This window comes from Chryseobacterium sp. NG-CE01, assembly GCF_055695505.1.
Genome location: NZ_CM146369.1, coordinates 3,245,553 through 3,262,729, shown reverse-complemented (window position 1 = coordinate 3,262,729; position 17,177 = coordinate 3,245,553). Strand labels below are relative to the sequence as shown.

The 17,177-nt window shown below is 36.4% G+C and carries 17 protein-coding genes; 9 read left to right on the top strand and 8 right to left on the bottom strand.

From position 1 onward, the window contains the following. Positions 1-29 precede the first annotated feature (29 nt). Positions 30-392 (top strand): response regulator, encoded by a 363-nt coding sequence (locus ACYT6F_RS15210; protein ID WP_472598478.1) that lies wholly within the window; start codon positions 30-32, stop codon positions 390-392. Between the two features lie 68 nt (positions 393-460). Here the strand turns inward: ACYT6F_RS15210 and ACYT6F_RS15205 are convergent, their stop codons facing one another. Next, positions 461-760, bottom strand: coding sequence for a hypothetical protein (locus ACYT6F_RS15205; RefSeq protein WP_472598477.1), 300 nt, complete (start codon positions 758-760; stop codon positions 461-463). Positions 761-913: 153 nt separating this feature from the next. After that, positions 914-3,091 carry an outer membrane beta-barrel protein gene (locus ACYT6F_RS15200; protein ID WP_472598476.1) on the bottom strand — a complete coding sequence of 726 codons (2,178 nt, stop codon included), beginning with the start codon at positions 3,089-3,091 and terminating at the stop codon, positions 914-916. A 389-nt stretch (positions 3,092-3,480) separates the two neighbouring features. On the opposite strand from ACYT6F_RS15200, the gene ACYT6F_RS15195 reads away from it, so the two are divergent. Both ACYT6F_RS15195 and ACYT6F_RS15190 read left to right on the top strand, forming a co-directional pair. Beyond that, positions 3,481-4,647, top strand: coding sequence for a cytochrome-c peroxidase (locus tag ACYT6F_RS15195; RefSeq protein ID WP_472598475.1), 1,167 nt, complete (start codon positions 3,481-3,483; stop codon positions 4,645-4,647). Between the two features lie 331 nt (positions 4,648-4,978). Further along, positions 4,979-5,440 carry an Lrp/AsnC family transcriptional regulator gene (locus ACYT6F_RS15190; protein ID WP_472598474.1) on the top strand — a complete coding sequence of 154 codons (462 nt, stop codon included), beginning with the start codon at positions 4,979-4,981 and terminating at the stop codon, positions 5,438-5,440. A 91-nt stretch (positions 5,441-5,531) separates the two neighbouring features. On the opposite strand, the gene ACYT6F_RS15185 is transcribed toward ACYT6F_RS15190, so the two are convergent. From ACYT6F_RS15185 to ACYT6F_RS15175, 3 genes are all read right to left on the bottom strand, one after another. Beyond that, on the bottom strand, positions 5,532-6,125 hold the full coding sequence (locus ACYT6F_RS15185; protein WP_472598473.1) for a Crp/Fnr family transcriptional regulator: 594 nt from the start codon (positions 6,123-6,125) through the stop codon (positions 5,532-5,534). Positions 6,126-6,318: 193 nt separating this feature from the next. Next, positions 6,319-6,930 carry a YciE/YciF ferroxidase family protein gene (locus tag ACYT6F_RS15180; protein ID WP_472598472.1) on the bottom strand — a complete coding sequence of 204 codons (612 nt, stop codon included), beginning with the start codon at positions 6,928-6,930 and terminating at the stop codon, positions 6,319-6,321. 261 nt (positions 6,931-7,191) lie between these two features. Beyond that, positions 7,192-7,806: a hypothetical protein gene (locus tag ACYT6F_RS15175; RefSeq protein WP_472598471.1), complete on the bottom strand. Its 615-nt coding sequence runs from the start codon at positions 7,804-7,806 to the stop codon at positions 7,192-7,194. A gap of 165 nt (positions 7,807-7,971) precedes the next feature. On the opposite strand from ACYT6F_RS15175, the gene amyA reads away from it, so the two are divergent. Then, the gene (amyA, locus tag ACYT6F_RS15170; RefSeq protein ID WP_472598470.1) at positions 7,972-9,450 is read left to right on the top strand and encodes an alpha-amylase; all 1,479 of its coding nucleotides are present in this window, start codon (positions 7,972-7,974) and stop codon (positions 9,448-9,450) included. A gap of 134 nt (positions 9,451-9,584) precedes the next feature. Then, positions 9,585-10,385 (top strand): HAD family hydrolase, encoded by an 801-nt coding sequence (locus ACYT6F_RS15165; RefSeq protein ID WP_472598469.1) that lies wholly within the window; start codon positions 9,585-9,587, stop codon positions 10,383-10,385. Positions 10,386-10,454: 69 nt separating this feature from the next. Here ACYT6F_RS15165 and ACYT6F_RS15160 read toward each other — a convergent pair whose 3' ends face one another. Continuing rightward, the gene (locus tag ACYT6F_RS15160) at positions 10,455-10,871 is read right to left on the bottom strand and encodes a hypothetical protein (RefSeq protein ID WP_169230467.1); all 417 of its coding nucleotides are present in this window, start codon (positions 10,869-10,871) and stop codon (positions 10,455-10,457) included. A 352-nt stretch (positions 10,872-11,223) separates the two neighbouring features. Here ACYT6F_RS15160 and ACYT6F_RS15155 point away from each other — a divergent pair, with 352 nt between their 5' ends. Further along, positions 11,224-12,807, top strand: coding sequence for a Na+/H+ antiporter (locus ACYT6F_RS15155; RefSeq protein WP_472598468.1), 1,584 nt, complete (start codon positions 11,224-11,226; stop codon positions 12,805-12,807). Here ACYT6F_RS15155 and ACYT6F_RS15150 read toward each other — a convergent pair. Then, the gene (locus tag ACYT6F_RS15150; RefSeq protein WP_472598467.1) at positions 12,793-13,122 is read right to left on the bottom strand and encodes a hypothetical protein; all 330 of its coding nucleotides are present in this window, start codon (positions 13,120-13,122) and stop codon (positions 12,793-12,795) included. The two genes, ACYT6F_RS15155 and ACYT6F_RS15150, sit on opposite strands and share 15 nt — an antisense overlap. A gap of 396 nt (positions 13,123-13,518) precedes the next feature. Beyond that, positions 13,519-14,166, bottom strand: a complete 648-nt coding sequence (locus ACYT6F_RS15145; protein WP_472598466.1) for a DUF1349 domain-containing protein — start codon at positions 14,164-14,166, stop codon at positions 13,519-13,521. Between the two features lie 96 nt (positions 14,167-14,262). Here ACYT6F_RS15145 and ACYT6F_RS15140 point away from each other — a divergent pair, with 96 nt between their 5' ends. From ACYT6F_RS15140 to ACYT6F_RS15130, 3 genes are all read left to right on the top strand, one after another. Continuing rightward, complete coding sequence (locus tag ACYT6F_RS15140) at positions 14,263-15,012, top strand: helix-turn-helix transcriptional regulator (RefSeq protein ID WP_472598465.1); 750 nt, start codon at positions 14,263-14,265, stop codon at positions 15,010-15,012. Positions 15,013-15,239: 227 nt separating this feature from the next. Then, the gene (locus ACYT6F_RS15135; RefSeq protein WP_472598464.1) at positions 15,240-16,496 is read left to right on the top strand and encodes an aminotransferase class I/II-fold pyridoxal phosphate-dependent enzyme; all 1,257 of its coding nucleotides are present in this window, start codon (positions 15,240-15,242) and stop codon (positions 16,494-16,496) included. A 7-nt stretch (positions 16,497-16,503) separates the two neighbouring features. Next, positions 16,504-17,133, top strand: a complete 630-nt coding sequence (locus tag ACYT6F_RS15130; protein ID WP_472598463.1) for a TetR/AcrR family transcriptional regulator — start codon at positions 16,504-16,506, stop codon at positions 17,131-17,133. Positions 17,134-17,177: the final 44 nt, after the last annotated feature.

Below are 17,177 nucleotides of genomic sequence, written 5' to 3'. Positions count from 1 at the left end.
AAGTAAATCCCTAACAACTAAGTAAGAATATGAACAAAAAGAAAATCCTGATTTTTGATGACGACACTACTATTCTTGAAGTGATCAGCATCATTTTTGAAGAAAATGGTTATCAGGTGGAAATTTCGGAAACTTCGCACGATATTCTGGAAAGAGTGGCTCAGTATAAGCCCGATGTTATTCTTATGGATAACTGGATTCCTAAAATCGGCGGGGTAGAAGCAACAAAACTTCTGAAAAATCATGAAGACTTCAAACACATCCCAGTCATTTATGTAACGGCAAATAACGACATTGTAGCGCTTGCCAGGCAGGCTCAGGCAGATGATTATGTCGCTAAACCATTCAATCTTGAAGATCTTGAAGAAAAGGTAGCCAATTTTTTACAGTAAAAAATGACAGAAATCTACACTATTCAGTAAAAAATAAATCCCGGTATCAAATACCGGGATGTTCTTATTTAGATCATTTGAATTTGCTGGGAGTCATTTCCTCTTAAGGATTTTATCTTTTCCAGGATAAAGTCCATACTGCATTTCTCATTATTGATTTCGGTAATTATTGAGGTCAGGAATAATTTCAGTCCCGGTTTCGATAATATCTTCTTCGTAAAAGTAGGGGCAATAATTGTTTTCTTAGAGACTAAATTTTCTGTGAGGGCATATTCTTTTTCCAAATTAATGTCTATATCAAATTGAGATTTAACGCATATCGTTAAATACTTTTTGATCATCCTTTTTATTTCCGGGTTTTGTGTCATCTTAGCATTTTTAAATATCATATAAAATATCTGTGCCACAAATCATCATAAAAGTATATTTAGCATTTTATTATGATAAATTATGCAATGCTTAAATGAAAACGGATAATGAGCATTATGCTTCATTATCCGCCCAGCTAAAATAAGGATGATTTATTTTCCGCCGCCACCGTTTTTCTCAACATCGGTTTTGGTATTTTCTTTTACTTTCTGATTTCCGAAACGTTTTACAAAAGAAATCGATGCACCGTACCAGTCCCATTTAGAAGAGCTTCTTACAAAGCCCTGCTGGTTGTATGTCGTGGCATCATAATTCGGTCTCTGGAAAATATTCATAAGCTGAAGGCTGACTTCCATCTGTGTTTTCGGGAATATTTTGGTTGCTGAAATATTATGAAACACATTCGCTCGGTTAGTAGTGGAATTTCCGTTATTCTGGTTTGAGATTTCCACCCATGCACTAAGGTTAATATTTTTATTAAATAAATTGGTATAAGAAAGATTGGTAGAAGCACTCAGGTAACTGATGTACGCATTGCCTGTGATGCCGTTCTTTGCGTTGAAATCACTGTTGTCTATGTAGTACCATCCTAGGCCTAGATTTACGGTAAATTTATTCTTAAAAAAGGTCTGATTTGTGTTTGCATAAAGATAATATTTATGAACTTTCCCGATAAAATTGGAAGGTTGGGTAATATTAATCGTTTTTTTCTTACCATCCACAAAAATATCTTCTTTAAGATTATCTGTCCAGTAATCCTGATCCGTAAACATATACCTTGCAGAGATAAAATATTTCTTCAGGATCCCGAGTTTCATATAAAGCCTGTCACTCGGGTTAGGATTCAGCTCAATATTTCCCCTGCTGTAAATTCCGTCTGTATTTGGTGTCATAAACGGGTTGAATTCGGCATACCACGGTCTCCAGATATTACGGTTGTAGGTTAAGCTTAGATCATATTTGTCCGAGAAAGTATATTTCAGCAAAATATTGGGAAGAAAACTGCCGTATCCGTCTTTTCTGGAAACACCTGCGATATCCTGGCGGATTCTGTAATCGATATATTCATAACGAAGCCCGATTCTGGTTTCCAGCTTTTTAAAAAATGTTCTGCTATAGTTGGCGTATAGCGAGGTAATCTGATCTTCATAATGAAAAACATCATTAGAGCTCAGGCCGCTCAGCATGCTTCCGTATAAATTATTAGGAATTGCGTTATTGTTAAAGTTTACTTTACCGCCGACTTCAAAAATGGCACCGCTTTTTCCGAGGGGCTGTGTATAATCGATCTTTGCATAATAATTCCTGTTTTCCGTGTCTGTGATTACCCCAAGATCCTTTGTGGATGATCCTTCGGCAACGGAGAAAATATTATTGATAAAGTAGCTGTCTTCAGACTGGCCGTAGTAATTGGTACCCAGGTTTACATCCAGAATCTTATTCTTTTCCTTGTCGTACCATTTGTAAAAGATGTTGGTTCCTAAATTGCGGTTGATTCCGCTTGAGTTCTGATTTTGTTCATACGAGCTGTCGAAAATATTGTTGATGAAATCTTTTCTGTCTGCTTCGGAATTGGAAGTAGAATTACTCTGATAATATTCCAGGATAACGCCCACGGTGTTTTTGTTGTCAATCTCAAATTCTGAGGTGGAAGAAACTGATGGACTTTTGCTTCTGCCAATGACATAGCTGTCGATCTGGTTGGTAGAATTGTCATCATACCAGGTATAAAAGCTGGAGTTCTTCTGGACGTAGGTATTGTCACTATAGCTCCCGATAAGAGTCTGCGTAAAGTTTTTTTTGTGATAATTCAGGTTAAAATTGGTATACTGGGAATTTTTTGTATTCTGCCTGTTATTCAGCGTTATGCTTCCTTTCATCCCTTCATCATCACGCTTTTTAAGAACAATGTTGATAACGGTTCCGGTTGCTTCATATCGGGAAGAAGGACTCGTAATTACCTCAATCTTCATGAGATTGTCTGCCGGAATGGTTTTCAAGTATTCCTTCAGTTCCTTGCCCGTAAACACAGATTTCCTGTCGTTAATGTATACCGTTACAGATTCTCCCTCTGCCTTTATTGCATCATTATTATCAATACTTACCAAAGGTGTCATTCTCAGGACATCCCAGGTTGTGTTTCCCGCAAGAATCGAACTGTTGGCAACATTAAAAACAGTACGGTCTACCTTAGATTCCACAGTTGGTTTTCTTACCGTTACGGTTACTCCTTCAATTTCCTTTTCATTGGTTTTTATCGTGTCTTTTTCTGTTTGTGCAAATGTAAAAATGCCTGCCAGTAAGGCGATCGGTATTAAAATGGTTTTCATTTAAAACTAGGTTTTACATATAAGACACCTTAGTGTGGGTTATTGTTACATCGCTGGAATTAATTCTACCACATATTTTATGAAAGAATAAAGATTTAAAAATCCAAAACAGTTGATTTTATCAGTATTAAAATAAAAGGATTATTATTAAACATCTCAGTACATACTTGTTATGGATACAGAATAATAAACATAAAAAGAATATGCTCTTCATTAATTTTAAAGATAACTCAGAATTAAATTTTTAAATAATTTAACATAAAAAGAAAAATAGCTGATTTGCAGTAAAAATTGGCGGCGGCATCCTTTGTTCTCATAATATCTTTTCAATAATACTCACATGAATCATCATTAAAAAATATCTTATTTTTGCTGAAATTAGGATGGCCATGAAGAACGCGATCAGCTGGACTCTCGTTTTATTTCTTCTCATATCAGTTTTAAATAACTGTCTCAACAATTCGGTGAAAAAAGAAGCCCGGATACAAACTGCTTTTCTGGATAATCTGAGAAGGCTGTATTCTTCAGGAGACCCTTCAAAATGGCCAAAGCCTATTCTTGACCCCGAGTCTGTTTCTACATTTGCTGAGATCGGCCACTTGCCGGAAACTCCTTTTCCTTCCGACAATCCTTATTCTGCTGAAAAAGAATTATTGGGAAAAACACTTTTCTTCGATCCCCGTCTTTCAAGTTCAGAGCAGATTGCCTGTGCTTCATGCCACGATCCGGAATTGGGATGGTGCGACAGCAGAACGGTTTCCTTTGGTCACGACCGCCAGCGCGGTGTCCGGAATGCAATGAGTATTCTTAATACGTTGTATGCTAAAAATCTGTTTTGGGATGGCCGCGCCAATTCGCTGGAAGCACAGTCTAAAATGCCAATTGAAGACCAGCGGGAAATGAATGGCCATATGGATCTGGCGGCCGGTAAAATTGCTGCGGTAAAAGGGTATCAGGTCTTATTTGAAAAAGCCTTTGGCGATAAAACCGTTACCAAAGAACGTATTGCAAAAGCAATTGCCACCTTTGAGAGAACCGCGAAAAGTTCCGCCAGTAAATTTGATCAGTTTATTGACGGCAAAGCAGATGTTTATACCGATGACGAACTCATGGGACTTCACCTGTTCAGGACAAAGGCACAATGTATCAATTGTCACAATTCGGGATATTTTTCCAATAATGCGTTTGAAAATATCGGAACAGCATTGTTAGGCGAAAAAGGGGAGGACCTCGGGAGATATCTCGTAACAAAAAATACTGATGATGCCGGAAGATTCCGTGTTCCCGGACTTCGGGAGGTATCCCGTACAGGACCTTATCTGCATAACGGATCGATGGCTACCTTACAGGAAGTCATACAGTTTTACAGCAAAGGAAACCCTGAATATTCCCAAAAACGAACTACAGTACATGAAGGCATGATGCTGAAATCTGAAAAATCCGGAATGGTACGGATGCTTGAGTTATCTGACAGGGAAGTCGCACAGCTGGAAGCCTTTCTGAAAACTTTATCTTCTAAACCCGAAAAAGCAACGATCCCGGAATTGCCAAAATAAAAAAGCAGCCGTACGAAAATGTAAAGCTGCCTCCCCTAAGATTAATTTACTAATTTGTAATTTTTTAACTATATGTATATTTTGCTTCTTTTCTGAAAAAGAGAGCTCCCGGAAAGGGAGCGTCTCTCACATAAAATATTCCCTTTACTTTTTATTGATACCATTCAACATTTCACTGCTAATGGATTATTGTATTGAGTAAAATTAATTATTAAGAATAATATATTTGTTATATTGACCTAATTAAGCAAAAAATACTTTTGATAAAGTTAAATAAAGAATAAAATTCTTTATATTTGGTACTGTAACACTATTTAAAGAATATTATTCTATGGACCATCTCGACGATAAAGATTTGCAGCTGCTCAGGTTGCTTCAAAACGATTCAAAACTAACCGTAAAAGAACTTGCAAAAGAAGTAAACCTTTCGCCGTCACCTGTTTTTGAAAGAGTAAAAAGGCTTGAGCAGGAAGGGTATATTAAAAAATATGCTGCTGTTCTTGATGCCGAAAAGCTGAATCTTGGCTTCACGGTCTACTGTCAGCTAAAATTAAAAAGCAACGACAGCTATCTTGCCGTAGAATTTGAAAGAGAAATTCTGGAAATCGAAGAAGTGGCAGAATGCTACAGTATTTCCGGAGATTTTGATTTCCTGCTCAAAGTATATGTAAAAGATATGAAGCAGTATCAGAATTTTGTTTTCAATATTCTTGGTGCTGTACCTTCTATTGGAAGTACGCACAGCACCTTTGTGATGGCTCAGGTAAAAAATACGCACGGACTGACGATTTAAGCAAAGATTCACGAAGAAACAAAAAGAGACTCCAATTTTGAAATCTCTTCGTCGTATCATATGAAAAAGTAATTTTGTCTCAAATAAAAATTTAATAATAGATTTTTCTGTTTTCGATTTTCACAAGGTTGCTGTTGTGCATTTTCTTTATGGTTCTTATTACCGTTTCTACACGGAGGCCGGTAAGATTGGCAAGCTGCTGCCTGGTAAGCGGAACCTGAAAAGAATATTTATGGTCATTACTGCTGCCCTTCAGGCAATCCATCACGGTTTTGATCTTAAATATAGGATCGGAAGAAGAAATATTGAAAAGCATAATATACTTGTTGTAAAGAATATCCGCAAGACACTGGAACATCTTTGAAGAAACTTCCGGATTGTTCTTCAGAAGATTGATGAAGTCCCGTTTTGGCAGCTTCAGGATTTTGCACGGTGTTTTGGCAGTTGCATTGGTAGGATAAAGCTTGTCATCAAATAAGAACGATTCGCCGAAACTCTGTCCTTCCGTAAGAATATTTTGAGTAAATTCTTTCCCGTCTTCATGATGATTGTTAAGTTCCACAATACCGCTGGCAATCTGATAATAAAACTTAGGCATAGTGCCTTCGTGAAAAATCGTTTCGTGGATGTCATAGGTTTCATAAAACCCTCCGTATGCTCGTAATAAATCTTCACTAATTATCATATATTAAATATTATAGTTCAACAATGAATTTTAGTTGAATTGTGTTTTAATAAAATCAAATAACAAACCACAAATGAAAAACATTAATAAAAAAAATACCACATTTATATGGTTTTTCTGCAATTTTTAAGATAATTTATAAAAAAAAGAGGCCTTAAAAAAAAGACCTCCTGATCTTATCTGAACTTTGCGTTTACATTGCTTTGCTGTTAAGGTTGGTATCGGCTACCTTGGTCAGCAGTTCATCACATTTTTTTTCTTCATTCAGTGTTTCAAGAAGGTTGTTAAGGCACTCTTCTTCCTGCAGTACTTTTGCAAATGCAGCAAGCGTTCCGTACGTTGCAATTTCATAGTGTTCTACTTTTTGTGCTGCAGCAATGATTCCGGCATCTCTTACCGTTCCGGGTTCAGTTTCTTCGATAATGCTTTTTGCCTCATCAAGAAGTCCCTGCATAGCATCACATTTTTTAGCCTGAGCTTTTTTACCCAGTGCCTTAAAACATTCTTCAAGTCTTAGCACCTGATTTTCTGTTTCTGCAAGGTGATTTTCAATAGATGTCTTCAGTTTTTCATCCGTAGCATTTTTCATCATTGTTGGTAAAGCTTTTACCAATGCTTTCTCTGCCCAGTAAATATCTTTTAAAGAATCTTCAAATAGATCTTTCAGTTCTTTAGCTGCACCTTTTTTTGCAGGAGTTTTTGAAGCTGATTTGGCTGATGATTTAGAAGCTGTTGTTTTAGAAGGAGTTGTTTTAGAAGCTGTAGCTTTTGCCGCCGTTTTTTTAGCTGCTGTTTTAGTTTCCATAATAAATTATATTTAGTGATTATTGATTTGTGATGAATCTGCAACTATAAGACCATCTTTGTGCAAAACCATTTTGTGTGGTATCTAAATATTCAGGATCAACATGAGGCTGCTGAAACGGCGCCGCCTTAACCTTATATTTAATAATCAGACAAAAACAATATTTTGTCTTAAAAACCTCAATTGTAGAGCTTTCTTTACTATAAAAAATCTGACTCTTCAATATTGAGAAGTCAGAAATGTACATAGAGTGAAAAACAATTATTCAGATCCTTTAAAATCAAGAAGACCTTCAGCAAGCAGTTTCCACTGTATCTTTGAAATACCGAGCATTCCACCCGCAGCAATCATTAAATTTCTTATTTTGTCAAAAAAGCGGGCATTAAAATTAGGTTTTTCATTCCTGGCGTAAACTCCTACTTTTAAGATATTGCCTTCTTTAGCGATCATAATATTTGATGTTGCCGAACGGCTGTAAAAATGGGCAATTCGGCTGCTGGATTTATTAGGGTCTTTTGAAGGTCTGCACGAGATGATATACGATTCAGAATGGTTCATCTCTCTATGGGCAATATTGGCAATTTCTACCCAGTCGTAACCATCTGCCTCCGTATTACCCGGGCCAGGAATGCCGATTCTTATGAAATCTCCTCTCTGAGGTATCCTATCAACCGGCTGCCCGGACTCACTAAAATGTTTAAATTCAGCTGATGCCTTCCCGCAATAGCCTTTCCATTTATTAATAGAGAAAAAACGTTTCTTGAGAATTTCAAACTGGGCATCTGTTTCGTTATCTTTATATTGTTTTGTACTTTCAGTATCATGAAATCCGCCGCTTTTCTGGACGGGAACTCCCGGAATATTCTTCGCTTTCATATGATCATCTTGTTGGTGTTTAACAAATATAATGTTTATACTATAAAAATCTTATGAGCATAATCACATAATGCGATTTCACAGTTGAGTGTAATCATAGTTTTTATTATTTTTATTTTCGATATTCGTTTAGATCAAACGAATAAGCGTAAAGTTTTATAAATTATGAACGGAGTAATCATACAGTATTTCCATTGGTATTACAATGGTAAACTTTGGAATGAATTTGCAGAAAATGCCGAATATTTAAAAAGCCTCGGAATTACGGCAGCATGGCTTCCGCCGGCTACAAAATGTAACCTGGGGCTGGAAGGGAGAGGTTATGATGTGTACGATCTGTATGATCTCGGCGAATTTGATCAGAAAGGCGGAATACCTACACGATACGGCACAAAGGAAGAATATATAAACGCTATTGAAAAAGCGCACGAGCAGGGGATTGCAGTATATGCCGACATTGTTCTCAATCACAGGATGGGTGCCGATGAATCGGAGAATATTAATGTTCATCAGGTCGATGAGGAAGACCGTAACAAAATTATTTCTGATATATTTGAAGTAGGGGCAATGACAAAATTTACCTTTCCGGGAAGACAGGGAAAATACTCGGATTTTATATGGGATTACCACTGCTTCTCAGGTATAGATATCGTTGAGAAAGACGGTAAAGAAATAACCGGCATTTTTAAAATTCATAATGAATACGGCACCGAATGGACGGATGACGTAAGCCATCAGTTGGGAAATTACGATTATCTTATGGGAGCGGATGTAGAATACCGGAATCCTCATGTAATTCAGGAAATGAAAAACTGGATCAAATGGTATCTCGAGACCACCAAAGCAGACGGATTGCGCCTCGATGCACTGAAACACTTGTCATCTGGTTTTCTGAAAGAATGGATTACTTATATAAAAACAGAATTAAATCCGGACTGTTATGTTTTAGGTGAATTCTGGAAAGATGATGCCGAAAAGATCATTCGCTTTTCTGATAAAATGAATGATCTCATTTCCTGTTTTGACGCACCTTTGCATTATAATTTTTTTAAAGCTTCGGAAGAAGGAAAAGACTATGATCTTAGCCGTATTTTAGAAGGCAGTTTCTTACAGGAAAGACCCGTTTTTTCAGTTTCTTTTGTCGAAAACCATGATACCCAGAAGCTGCAGGCTTTGGAATCTACTGTCCTTGACTGGTTCAAACCGCTCGCCTATGCCATTATTTTACTATCCGAAGATGCTTACCCCTGCATATTCTATCCAGATCTTTTCGGAGCAGAATATACTGATATTGTTGACGGAAAAGAAGTGCATATTGTCATGCCTAAGATTGAAGCCCTCCCAAAGCTTCTTGTAGCCAGACAGCAGTTTGCGACAGGTGAGCAAATTAAATATTTTGATCATCCCAACTGTATTGCGTGGGTGAGAAAAGGCACCGGTCAAAAATTCGGATGTGTGACTGTTATTTCAAACGGCGATGAAGGTTCTAAGGAAATAGATCTCGGAAAAGAAAATGCTGATGCAAAGTTTAAAGATTTTCTCGGTCACAGAAAAGAAGAAATAACGACAGATGAAAACGGAAAGGCTGTATTTTATGCAGATTCCGGTTCAGTAAGTGTTTGGGTAAAAGCAGATGAAATATAGAATTTCAAATGAATATTGTTCAGGTTTAAAATATAATTCTGTCAAGGAAGGATCAGTACTTCATTATAGTCACTGTCAGTCATTAAAAATATAAATAATATATTTGTATGAAATAGACACTGAAAAATATTTTTATGGATGACATCAGGATGATTGTAACGGACATGGACGGCACTTTTCTCAATTCCGAACATAAGGTAGGACCCGACTTTCCGGAAGTATATGAAGAACTTAAAAAAAGAAATATTTTATTTGTACCGGCCAGCGGGAGACAGATGATGGGAATCACCAAATATTTTGGAAATCTTGAAGGTGAAATGGCCTTTATTGCAGAAAACGGCGGTTATGTGATATACAGAAACGAGGAGCTTTTTGCTGATAAAATGGAGCAGGAGCATATTACTGAAATTATAAGGTCTATCCGCGATATTCCCGGAGCAAGAGCCGTCTTATCGGGAAAGAAAAAGGCTTATGTCGAAACTGATGAAGCCGACTTTATTGATTATATCTCACAATTTTATACAAATAATGAAAGGGTAGAAGATCTTACCTCAGAAAGTGATGACAGTATTTTTAAAATTGCCGTATATCATCCCGAAGGTTCCGAATTAAACGTTTATCCTTTTGTAAAATATTTTGAGAAATACGATTTAGAAGTTGTGGTGTCAGGGAAATTCTGGCTCGACATTATGAATAAGAATATCAATAAAGGAAATGCATTGGAAAAACTTCAGAATGCTCTGAACATCTCGCCGCAGCAAACCATGGCGTTCGGAGATTATATGAATGATATTGAAATGCTGAAGAACTCGAAATATTCTTATGCCATGAAGAATGCACATCCCTCGGTGAAGGAGGCTGCCAGTTTTGAAGCATGTTCCAATGATAATTTTGGCGTACTTCAAATCATAAAAAATTATTTAAATAAAAATTAATTAATAATAAAAAAGAAGCTATTTCAAAATTTGAAACAGCTTCTTTTCTAATTGGAAAATATATTGTAATTAAGATTCGGTGCCTACTAATCCGTAGTTCATTGTTGCCGGCTCTTTACCGAACAGACACGAGAAGATATTCTGAAATTCATGAATATACTTACATCTGATCGAATTTCCGTAAATTTTCAATCCGTCTACGATTTTTCTTGAGCTAAGGTCAAAATCGTATTTGATAAACGCTTCCGGTCTTTCGTATCTGATGCACTGATCGGAGCTGTAGGTTCTTGAAAAACCGAATTTTTCAAGCCACTCTTCAGTAATCTGAATCGGCTTGATAGACTTTGCCGGAACAGAGAAACTGTGAATGTCATTTTCTATTTTCACAAAATAATCTTTTTCATTATCCTGGAAGATCTCAGTAATATTATAAATCTGATTTCTATACTCTACTAAGTTTTTGATTTTTAGATCTGCAACGTTCATGATATTTTGTGTGTTTGAGTTATTATTCAAAAATGGGGAATGTGTTGTTATTTATATTTGCAAATACTATGCCTTATGTTTTGAATACTATTTTATTACCGGATATTTTTATTTTTTTTAATCTTAAAACAACCATATAACCCCTTTCAGCACGACGATTAACAATAATAATATAGAATTACAGAAGTTAAAAATGTGGTACAAGTGTGGTATCTTAAAATTAATTATTTTTTAAGTTTATCAATTTTTGGTGATATATAAAGTTACGGTAGATAGAGCTCTTCTTTTATTTATATTTTCTTAATGCAGATTTTTACAGGAAATCAGTAAATTTATTTCTTAAAATTATTGAATGATACAAAACTTTCCGTTTTATCTGGTACTGATTATTATTATTGTCTTATTAATTATGCTGGCTAATAAAATCAAGGTAGCTTATCCCGTTTTGCTGGTCATTGCAGGCCTTGTTATAAGTTCGGTACCAAATATTCCTGTTGTAAAAATAGATCCCGAACTTATATTCATCATTTTTCTTCCGCCTTTACTGTATGAAGCGGCATGGGCAATTTCCTGGAAAGAACTTTGGAAGTGGCGTAGAATTGTAGGAAGTTTTACATTTCTCGTCGTTTTTCTTACCGCAACTACAGTAGCTTTTGTAGCCAATCATTTTATTCCGGGATTTTCTCTCGCGCTCGGTTTTTTACTGGGAGGAATCGTCTCACCACCCGACGCCGTGAGTGCAGGTGCGATTCTTAAATTCGTAAAGGTACCGAATAGAATGTCTTCAATCCTTGAAGGCGAAAGTCTTTTGAATGATGCTTCCTCGCTGATCATTTTTCGTTTCGCCATGATTGCTGTTGCAACCGGTCAGTTCATCTGGCACGAAGCCGCACTCAGTTTTTTGTGGATGCTGATTGGAGGGATTGGAATAGGAATTTTAATCGGATGGCTGTTTATGAAAGGTCACAAATTGCTTCCGACGGATGCCAATATGGATACTATTCTCACCATTGTAGCACCTTATCTAATGTACATCGCTGCCGAGGAAGTTCATAGTTCCGGTGTATTGGCGGTAGTGAGCGGCGGACTTTTATTGTCAAATAACCGTCACAGGTTTCTTAGTACTTCCTCACGGCTTCGCGGCATCAATGTCTGGGAAAGTCTCGCTTTTGCTTTAAACGGAATTGTTTTTATTCTAATAGGTCTGGATCTTCCCGAGATTGTTTCCGGACTGGAAGGTGTCAGTATTTCATCAGCTATCGGATACGGTTTGCTGATCACCGCCGTTCTTGTGCTGGTAAGGATTTTATCTGCCTACGGAGCAGTAGTGGTAACACTTATTGCAAGAAATTATATTACTGTTGCCGATGACAGAAATCCGGGCTTTAAAGTTCCTGCCATCCTGGGATGGACGGGAATGAGGGGAGTGGTATCTTTAGCAGCTGCTCTTTCTATTCCTGTAAAATTATATGCAGGCGGACCGGATTTTCCTCAGAGAAATCTTATTCTCTTTATTACATTTATTGTTATTCTTACGACGTTGGTTGTTCAGGGTCTTACGCTGCCGCTTATCATCAGGAAAGTTGATCTTCCTGAATATGACGATCATCTTCCTGACGAAGAAGCGGAAGATATGATCCGTCGGGAACTGGCCAAACTGACTGTTCAGCATTTAAGTGATAATTATACCGAGCTGCTTGGCAAAAGTGTATTTCTGCAGCAGGTTCATGAAAAATGGAAAGGTAAAATTGAGGAAGAATCGGATATCAAGCTTTCCTCAGAGACCAAAAATGCCTATCTGAAACTTCTTGATGCCCAGAGAGCATGGCTTATCGAGCAGAATCATGATGAAAGGCAATATTTTGATGAGAACCTGATCAGGAAGCACCTCATGAAAATAGATCTGGAGGAAGAAAGGATTTTATTGATTCATTAAAAACATCAGCACTTTTTGCAGGTACTCATCTTCTTTAAGTACTTTATTGTACGATTGTCTTGCATAGACCGGAGAAAGTTCATAATTGCCAGATTTGGAATTGATGTCTTCATTCTCAATATAATTAAGATGGCGGGTATAATCCTTAATAAGTTTATTGATGGTTCTTCTTTTTATTTTGCATAAAGTATTGTTCTTTATTTTCTGTAAAGAATTAAGTATAAAAGATTTGTCGCCGTGGAAGTTTACAACGTTTTTCACAAAGGAAAGATTGTGATTATCCTGCATTACAGAATGTTCATCTTCAAAAATCATTTCGGTAAAGGTGTTAATGGTTTAAAAAATGGTTCAAAACACTTAGGTCTGATTTATGAAAATCAATTGACGGGAATGGAAAAAGACTTCCACAGCACCCTGATAAGGCAGTCTTTCGGATAGGTAAAGTGAGTTGACATTATATTAATTTTTAATGTTGGTGTATAAAATGGTAAAATAGTTCTTGTTAAAATTTCATATTCAAATATCTCACCAAAAATATTTTATTTTTAAAAATATTAAATATTTATAACAAATCCATTTAAAATTGTAACAATTAACATTAGAAAGACAGATTTGTGGTATCTATCTTCATAATAGCTAAATATTGCAACAAAAAACCTCCCTGATCAGGAGAGGTATAATAAAATTGACTATATATTGAGTGTGCTCAATCTATTTGTTGTTTTCCAGCCATTGAAGACGTCGCTGATCGGGCAGATGTTTAACACTGAAATTCTCAAAAACAGCATTGAATCCGTTCCCGTCCGGACAGGCTGCCATAAGTCCCACCATCACAGGAGAATTATCCTGAAGGTGGGCATTACGCATCATGGTGTAGCTTTTATCATCGAAAGAGTAAAATATTTCTACAGCGTCAAGCCTTCTTACGGCTTTTATCCAAACCTCCGGAGGCGTTTTATCAAGTGTTATTACACTCCAGTCGCTGGTAGTATGCGTTACGACGGTACTAAGATTATATTTCCCGTCTACGAATTCAATTCCTGCTTTGATATAATTTTCCTTATCAATTCTCAGCATAAGACCTGCCTGGTCGAACCTGGTTTTGTAGCTTCCCTTTATTTTTACTTTCGCCTCAAACTCACCTCCGTAAGTAGTGTACAAAAACGGTGCATCATCAACGGTAAAACCGTAATGTGAAATCCTCCAGTAATCACTTTGCGGTGTTACGGACATATTGAGTGTATTGTTTTTAATTTCCCATTTTGCGGGTTCATTAAACCAGGTCATTCTTTCCAATGTCTGTGCTATAGCTTTATTTACTATGCATACCGCGAAAAAACTTAAAAATATTCTCTTCATTTTTCTTCAGGATAATTTTCTTAGCTGTAATTATTATTAATTTAGCAAAAATATCATTTTAAGGTATTGCGCTCAATACTGAAAAATAACCATTTTATGGAGATCGTAAAAAAACTTAATCAGGTCCTTCTTCAAAAACAATACAGCGATCAAAAATGCATGATGGATATTGAGGAGTACAAAACTATTGCTGAAACTTATACCAAGACTGAAAAATCAGTTGCTGTACTGAGCGATATGCAGCTTAATAAAAGCTATATATTCAGTTCAGAAACCGCGCAGGAGCTTGGCCTTAATTTTCCGCAATATCCTACACTTATAGATTCTATTTGGGAAGAAGAAATTATAAAAAAAATTCATCCTGATGATAAGCTAAAGAAATATGTTCATGAATTAAGGTTTTTTACATTTTCAGAGTCTCTGGATCCGGAAAGGCGTTCAGATTTCAGTGTTTTTTCCAGAATAAGAATGAGGGATAAAAACGGAACATATAAATTGATTACTCACAGAATGTTTTACTTTTTTTCACCTTACAATACCATGCTTCGGTTCGCCCTATGTCTGTATAATCTTGATTTTGACCAATCGCAAACTGCATCATCAACATTTTTAATCATCAATTCCGTAAGAGGCGAAATAGCCGTAGAAGACAAACTGAATTATAAAAATATCCTTTCACCACGTGAAATGGAGGTTCTTAAATACGTCGGTGAAGGATATTTCAGTAAAGAAATTGCTGAAATTCTCTCAATAAGCATCAATACAGTCAACAGGCACCGGCAGAATATCCTTGAAAAATTAAAAGTAAAAAATTCTCTAAGCGCGTTCAATAAAAAGAATAAGTGAATAAATTAAAAATTTTAAAGTATTGATTTATAGCAATTTAAAATATTTCAACAATAGGTTACATTTTGCTTTTTTCGTTTTATTTACGGGCATCTGTTGAGGATATATCTGTTTATTATGATTTTTTAGTAAAAAGTATGCGGCTCTTATCAAAGTTTTTCACCAGAATAAGATTCTTTTTTAAATAAAATACTATATTTGTTATAAGAACCACTAATACTATAAGGATGAAGATTAATTTTTCTACAGCAACTTTCAAAGATTTTGAAAATATCCCAGGAATGGATATGATGGAGCGTTCAGACATCTATTATGATTTTCTGGAGTACATGAAAAAGAACGGCCACCGCTACAGATTACAGAATAACTCGGGCTGCAGCTCCGTTATGAATGTCGGTACGGAAGAAGTGACAAAAGAATTCGTAAGTTTCGTGACCAGTGATTATTTAGGATTTACCCAACATCCGAAAGTAAAGCAGGCAGCCATTGAAGGAATAGAGAAATACGGGACAGGTACAGCCGCAACACCTCTTATCGGAGGATACTATTCATATCACAATGAGCTTGAAGAAAAAATATCCTCATTTTTTGGAAGAACACCTGATGAAACAGCGATTTTTACCACCGGATACACCACGAACAGTGCCACATTACAAATTCTGCTTCAGAAAGAAGATATTGCCATCCTGGATATGGCAGTACATGCCAGTGTTTATGAGGGATGTATACTTACAAACAGAAAAACGTTTCCTCATAATAATATGGAAGCACTTGAACAGATTTTAAAAAAATCTGAAAATCAGTTTCGTACGAAATTGGTGGTAATAGATGGCGTCTATTCTCAGGATGGAGACATTGCACCTATTGAAGAAATTTATAAATTAGTAAAAAAATATAATGCCTACTTAATGATAGATGACGTGCATGGAGTAGGGATTTTAGGAAAAACAGGAAGAGGAACGATTGAAGATACGGGGTTACTGGATAAGGTAGACATTATTACGGGAACTTTCAGCAAAACATTCGGTAATCTGGGAGGATATGTCATTGCAAATAAAACGCTGGCCAATTTTATACGGTTCCAGTCCAGACAGCAGATATTTTCAGCAACTACGCCACCCGGAACGGCAACAGGAATTGTAAAGGCTATAGAATTAATAGATGAAGAACCGTATTGGCGTGCAAAACTTTGGGAAAATATTAATTATTTCAAAAAAGGGCTGGACGATTTGGGATTGGATACAGGAACCACGTGTTCAGCAGTTATTCCTGTGAAAATAGGTGATCCTCATATTACCGGGGACGTCGGCAAAATGCTGCTGGATCGCGGCATCTATACCAACCCGATCATTTATCCTGCAGTTGCAAGAAAAGATGCACGGATAAGAATGAGTATGACAGCAACACATGAACGGGAACATCTTGATAAAACACTCAACGCATTTGAGGATATCAATAAAAAATTGCATATTGCGAAAAAATAAATAACAAATGGCAAGAAAAGTTGTACAAGGCCCTATTAGGGATAAAGAAAAGACAAAACAGAAACTGCTCGGGGCAGTCGGAAAAATTTTAAGAACAAAAGGGTATTCAGGATTAAAAGTAAGCAAAATAGCTGCAGTAGCAGGCTTTGATAAAAAATTGATTTATGAGTATTTTGGGAGTACCGAAAAACTGATTGACGAATATATCAGAACCCAGGATTACTGGAGTAAGATGAACCAGGAAAATATCGAAGTTGATATATCAGACGGAGGAAGAGAACTTTCCAAAATGGCTATTCTCAACCAATACGAGCATATCAAGAAAAACAAAGAACTTCAGAAAATTATCCTTTGGGGACTTTCGGAAAGCAAACCTATTCTCAAGAAGATTGCAGACGAAAGAGAAGAAATGGGAGAACTGCTTTTTAAAAATATTGTAGACCCGTATTTTAAAGAAAAATCCACACGATACCGAGCAATTGCAGCCCTTCTCGTATCAGGAGCATATTACCTTAATCTTTACACAGCACATAATGCCAGTGTATTTTGTGGTATCGATCTAAAGTCTGAAGAAGGAAGAAAAGAAATCGAAAAAGCAATTGCCGAAATCATTGATTTTGCTTATGATGAAAAATAATGATGAGAAAAAATTTTCCTATTGACCAATGATAAGTTTTTGTG

Excerpts from the sequence above, each read along its gene's own strand:
- ACYT6F_RS15210 (WP_472598478.1), top strand. The coding sequence starts at position 30 with ATGAACAAAAAGAAAATCCTGATTTTTGATGACGACACTACTATTCTT.
- ACYT6F_RS15205 (WP_472598477.1), bottom strand. The coding sequence starts at position 760 with ATGACACAAAACCCGGAAATAAAAAGGATGATCAAAAAGTATTTAACG.
- ACYT6F_RS15200 (WP_472598476.1), bottom strand. The coding sequence starts at position 3,091 with ATGAAAACCATTTTAATACCGATCGCCTTACTGGCAGGCATTTTTACA.
- ACYT6F_RS15195 (WP_472598475.1), top strand. The coding sequence starts at position 3,481 with ATGAAGAACGCGATCAGCTGGACTCTCGTTTTATTTCTTCTCATATCA.
- ACYT6F_RS15190 (WP_472598474.1), top strand. The coding sequence starts at position 4,979 with ATGGACCATCTCGACGATAAAGATTTGCAGCTGCTCAGGTTGCTTCAA.
- ACYT6F_RS15185 (WP_472598473.1), bottom strand. The coding sequence starts at position 6,125 with ATGATAATTAGTGAAGATTTATTACGAGCATACGGAGGGTTTTATGAA.
- ACYT6F_RS15180 (WP_472598472.1), bottom strand. The coding sequence starts at position 6,930 with ATGGAAACTAAAACAGCAGCTAAAAAAACGGCGGCAAAAGCTACAGCT.
- ACYT6F_RS15175 (WP_472598471.1), bottom strand. The coding sequence starts at position 7,806 with ATGAAAGCGAAGAATATTCCGGGAGTTCCCGTCCAGAAAAGCGGCGGA.
- amyA (WP_472598470.1), top strand. The coding sequence starts at position 7,972 with ATGAACGGAGTAATCATACAGTATTTCCATTGGTATTACAATGGTAAA.
- ACYT6F_RS15165 (WP_472598469.1), top strand. The coding sequence starts at position 9,585 with ATGGATGACATCAGGATGATTGTAACGGACATGGACGGCACTTTTCTC.
- ACYT6F_RS15160 (WP_169230467.1), bottom strand. The coding sequence starts at position 10,871 with ATGAACGTTGCAGATCTAAAAATCAAAAACTTAGTAGAGTATAGAAAT.
- ACYT6F_RS15155 (WP_472598468.1), top strand. The coding sequence starts at position 11,224 with ATGATACAAAACTTTCCGTTTTATCTGGTACTGATTATTATTATTGTC.
- ACYT6F_RS15150 (WP_472598467.1), bottom strand. The coding sequence starts at position 13,122 with ATGATTTTTGAAGATGAACATTCTGTAATGCAGGATAATCACAATCTT.
- ACYT6F_RS15145 (WP_472598466.1), bottom strand. The coding sequence starts at position 14,166 with ATGAAGAGAATATTTTTAAGTTTTTTCGCGGTATGCATAGTAAATAAA.
- ACYT6F_RS15140 (WP_472598465.1), top strand. The coding sequence starts at position 14,263 with ATGGAGATCGTAAAAAAACTTAATCAGGTCCTTCTTCAAAAACAATAC.
- ACYT6F_RS15135 (WP_472598464.1), top strand. The coding sequence starts at position 15,240 with ATGAAGATTAATTTTTCTACAGCAACTTTCAAAGATTTTGAAAATATC.
- ACYT6F_RS15130 (WP_472598463.1), top strand. The coding sequence starts at position 16,504 with ATGGCAAGAAAAGTTGTACAAGGCCCTATTAGGGATAAAGAAAAGACA.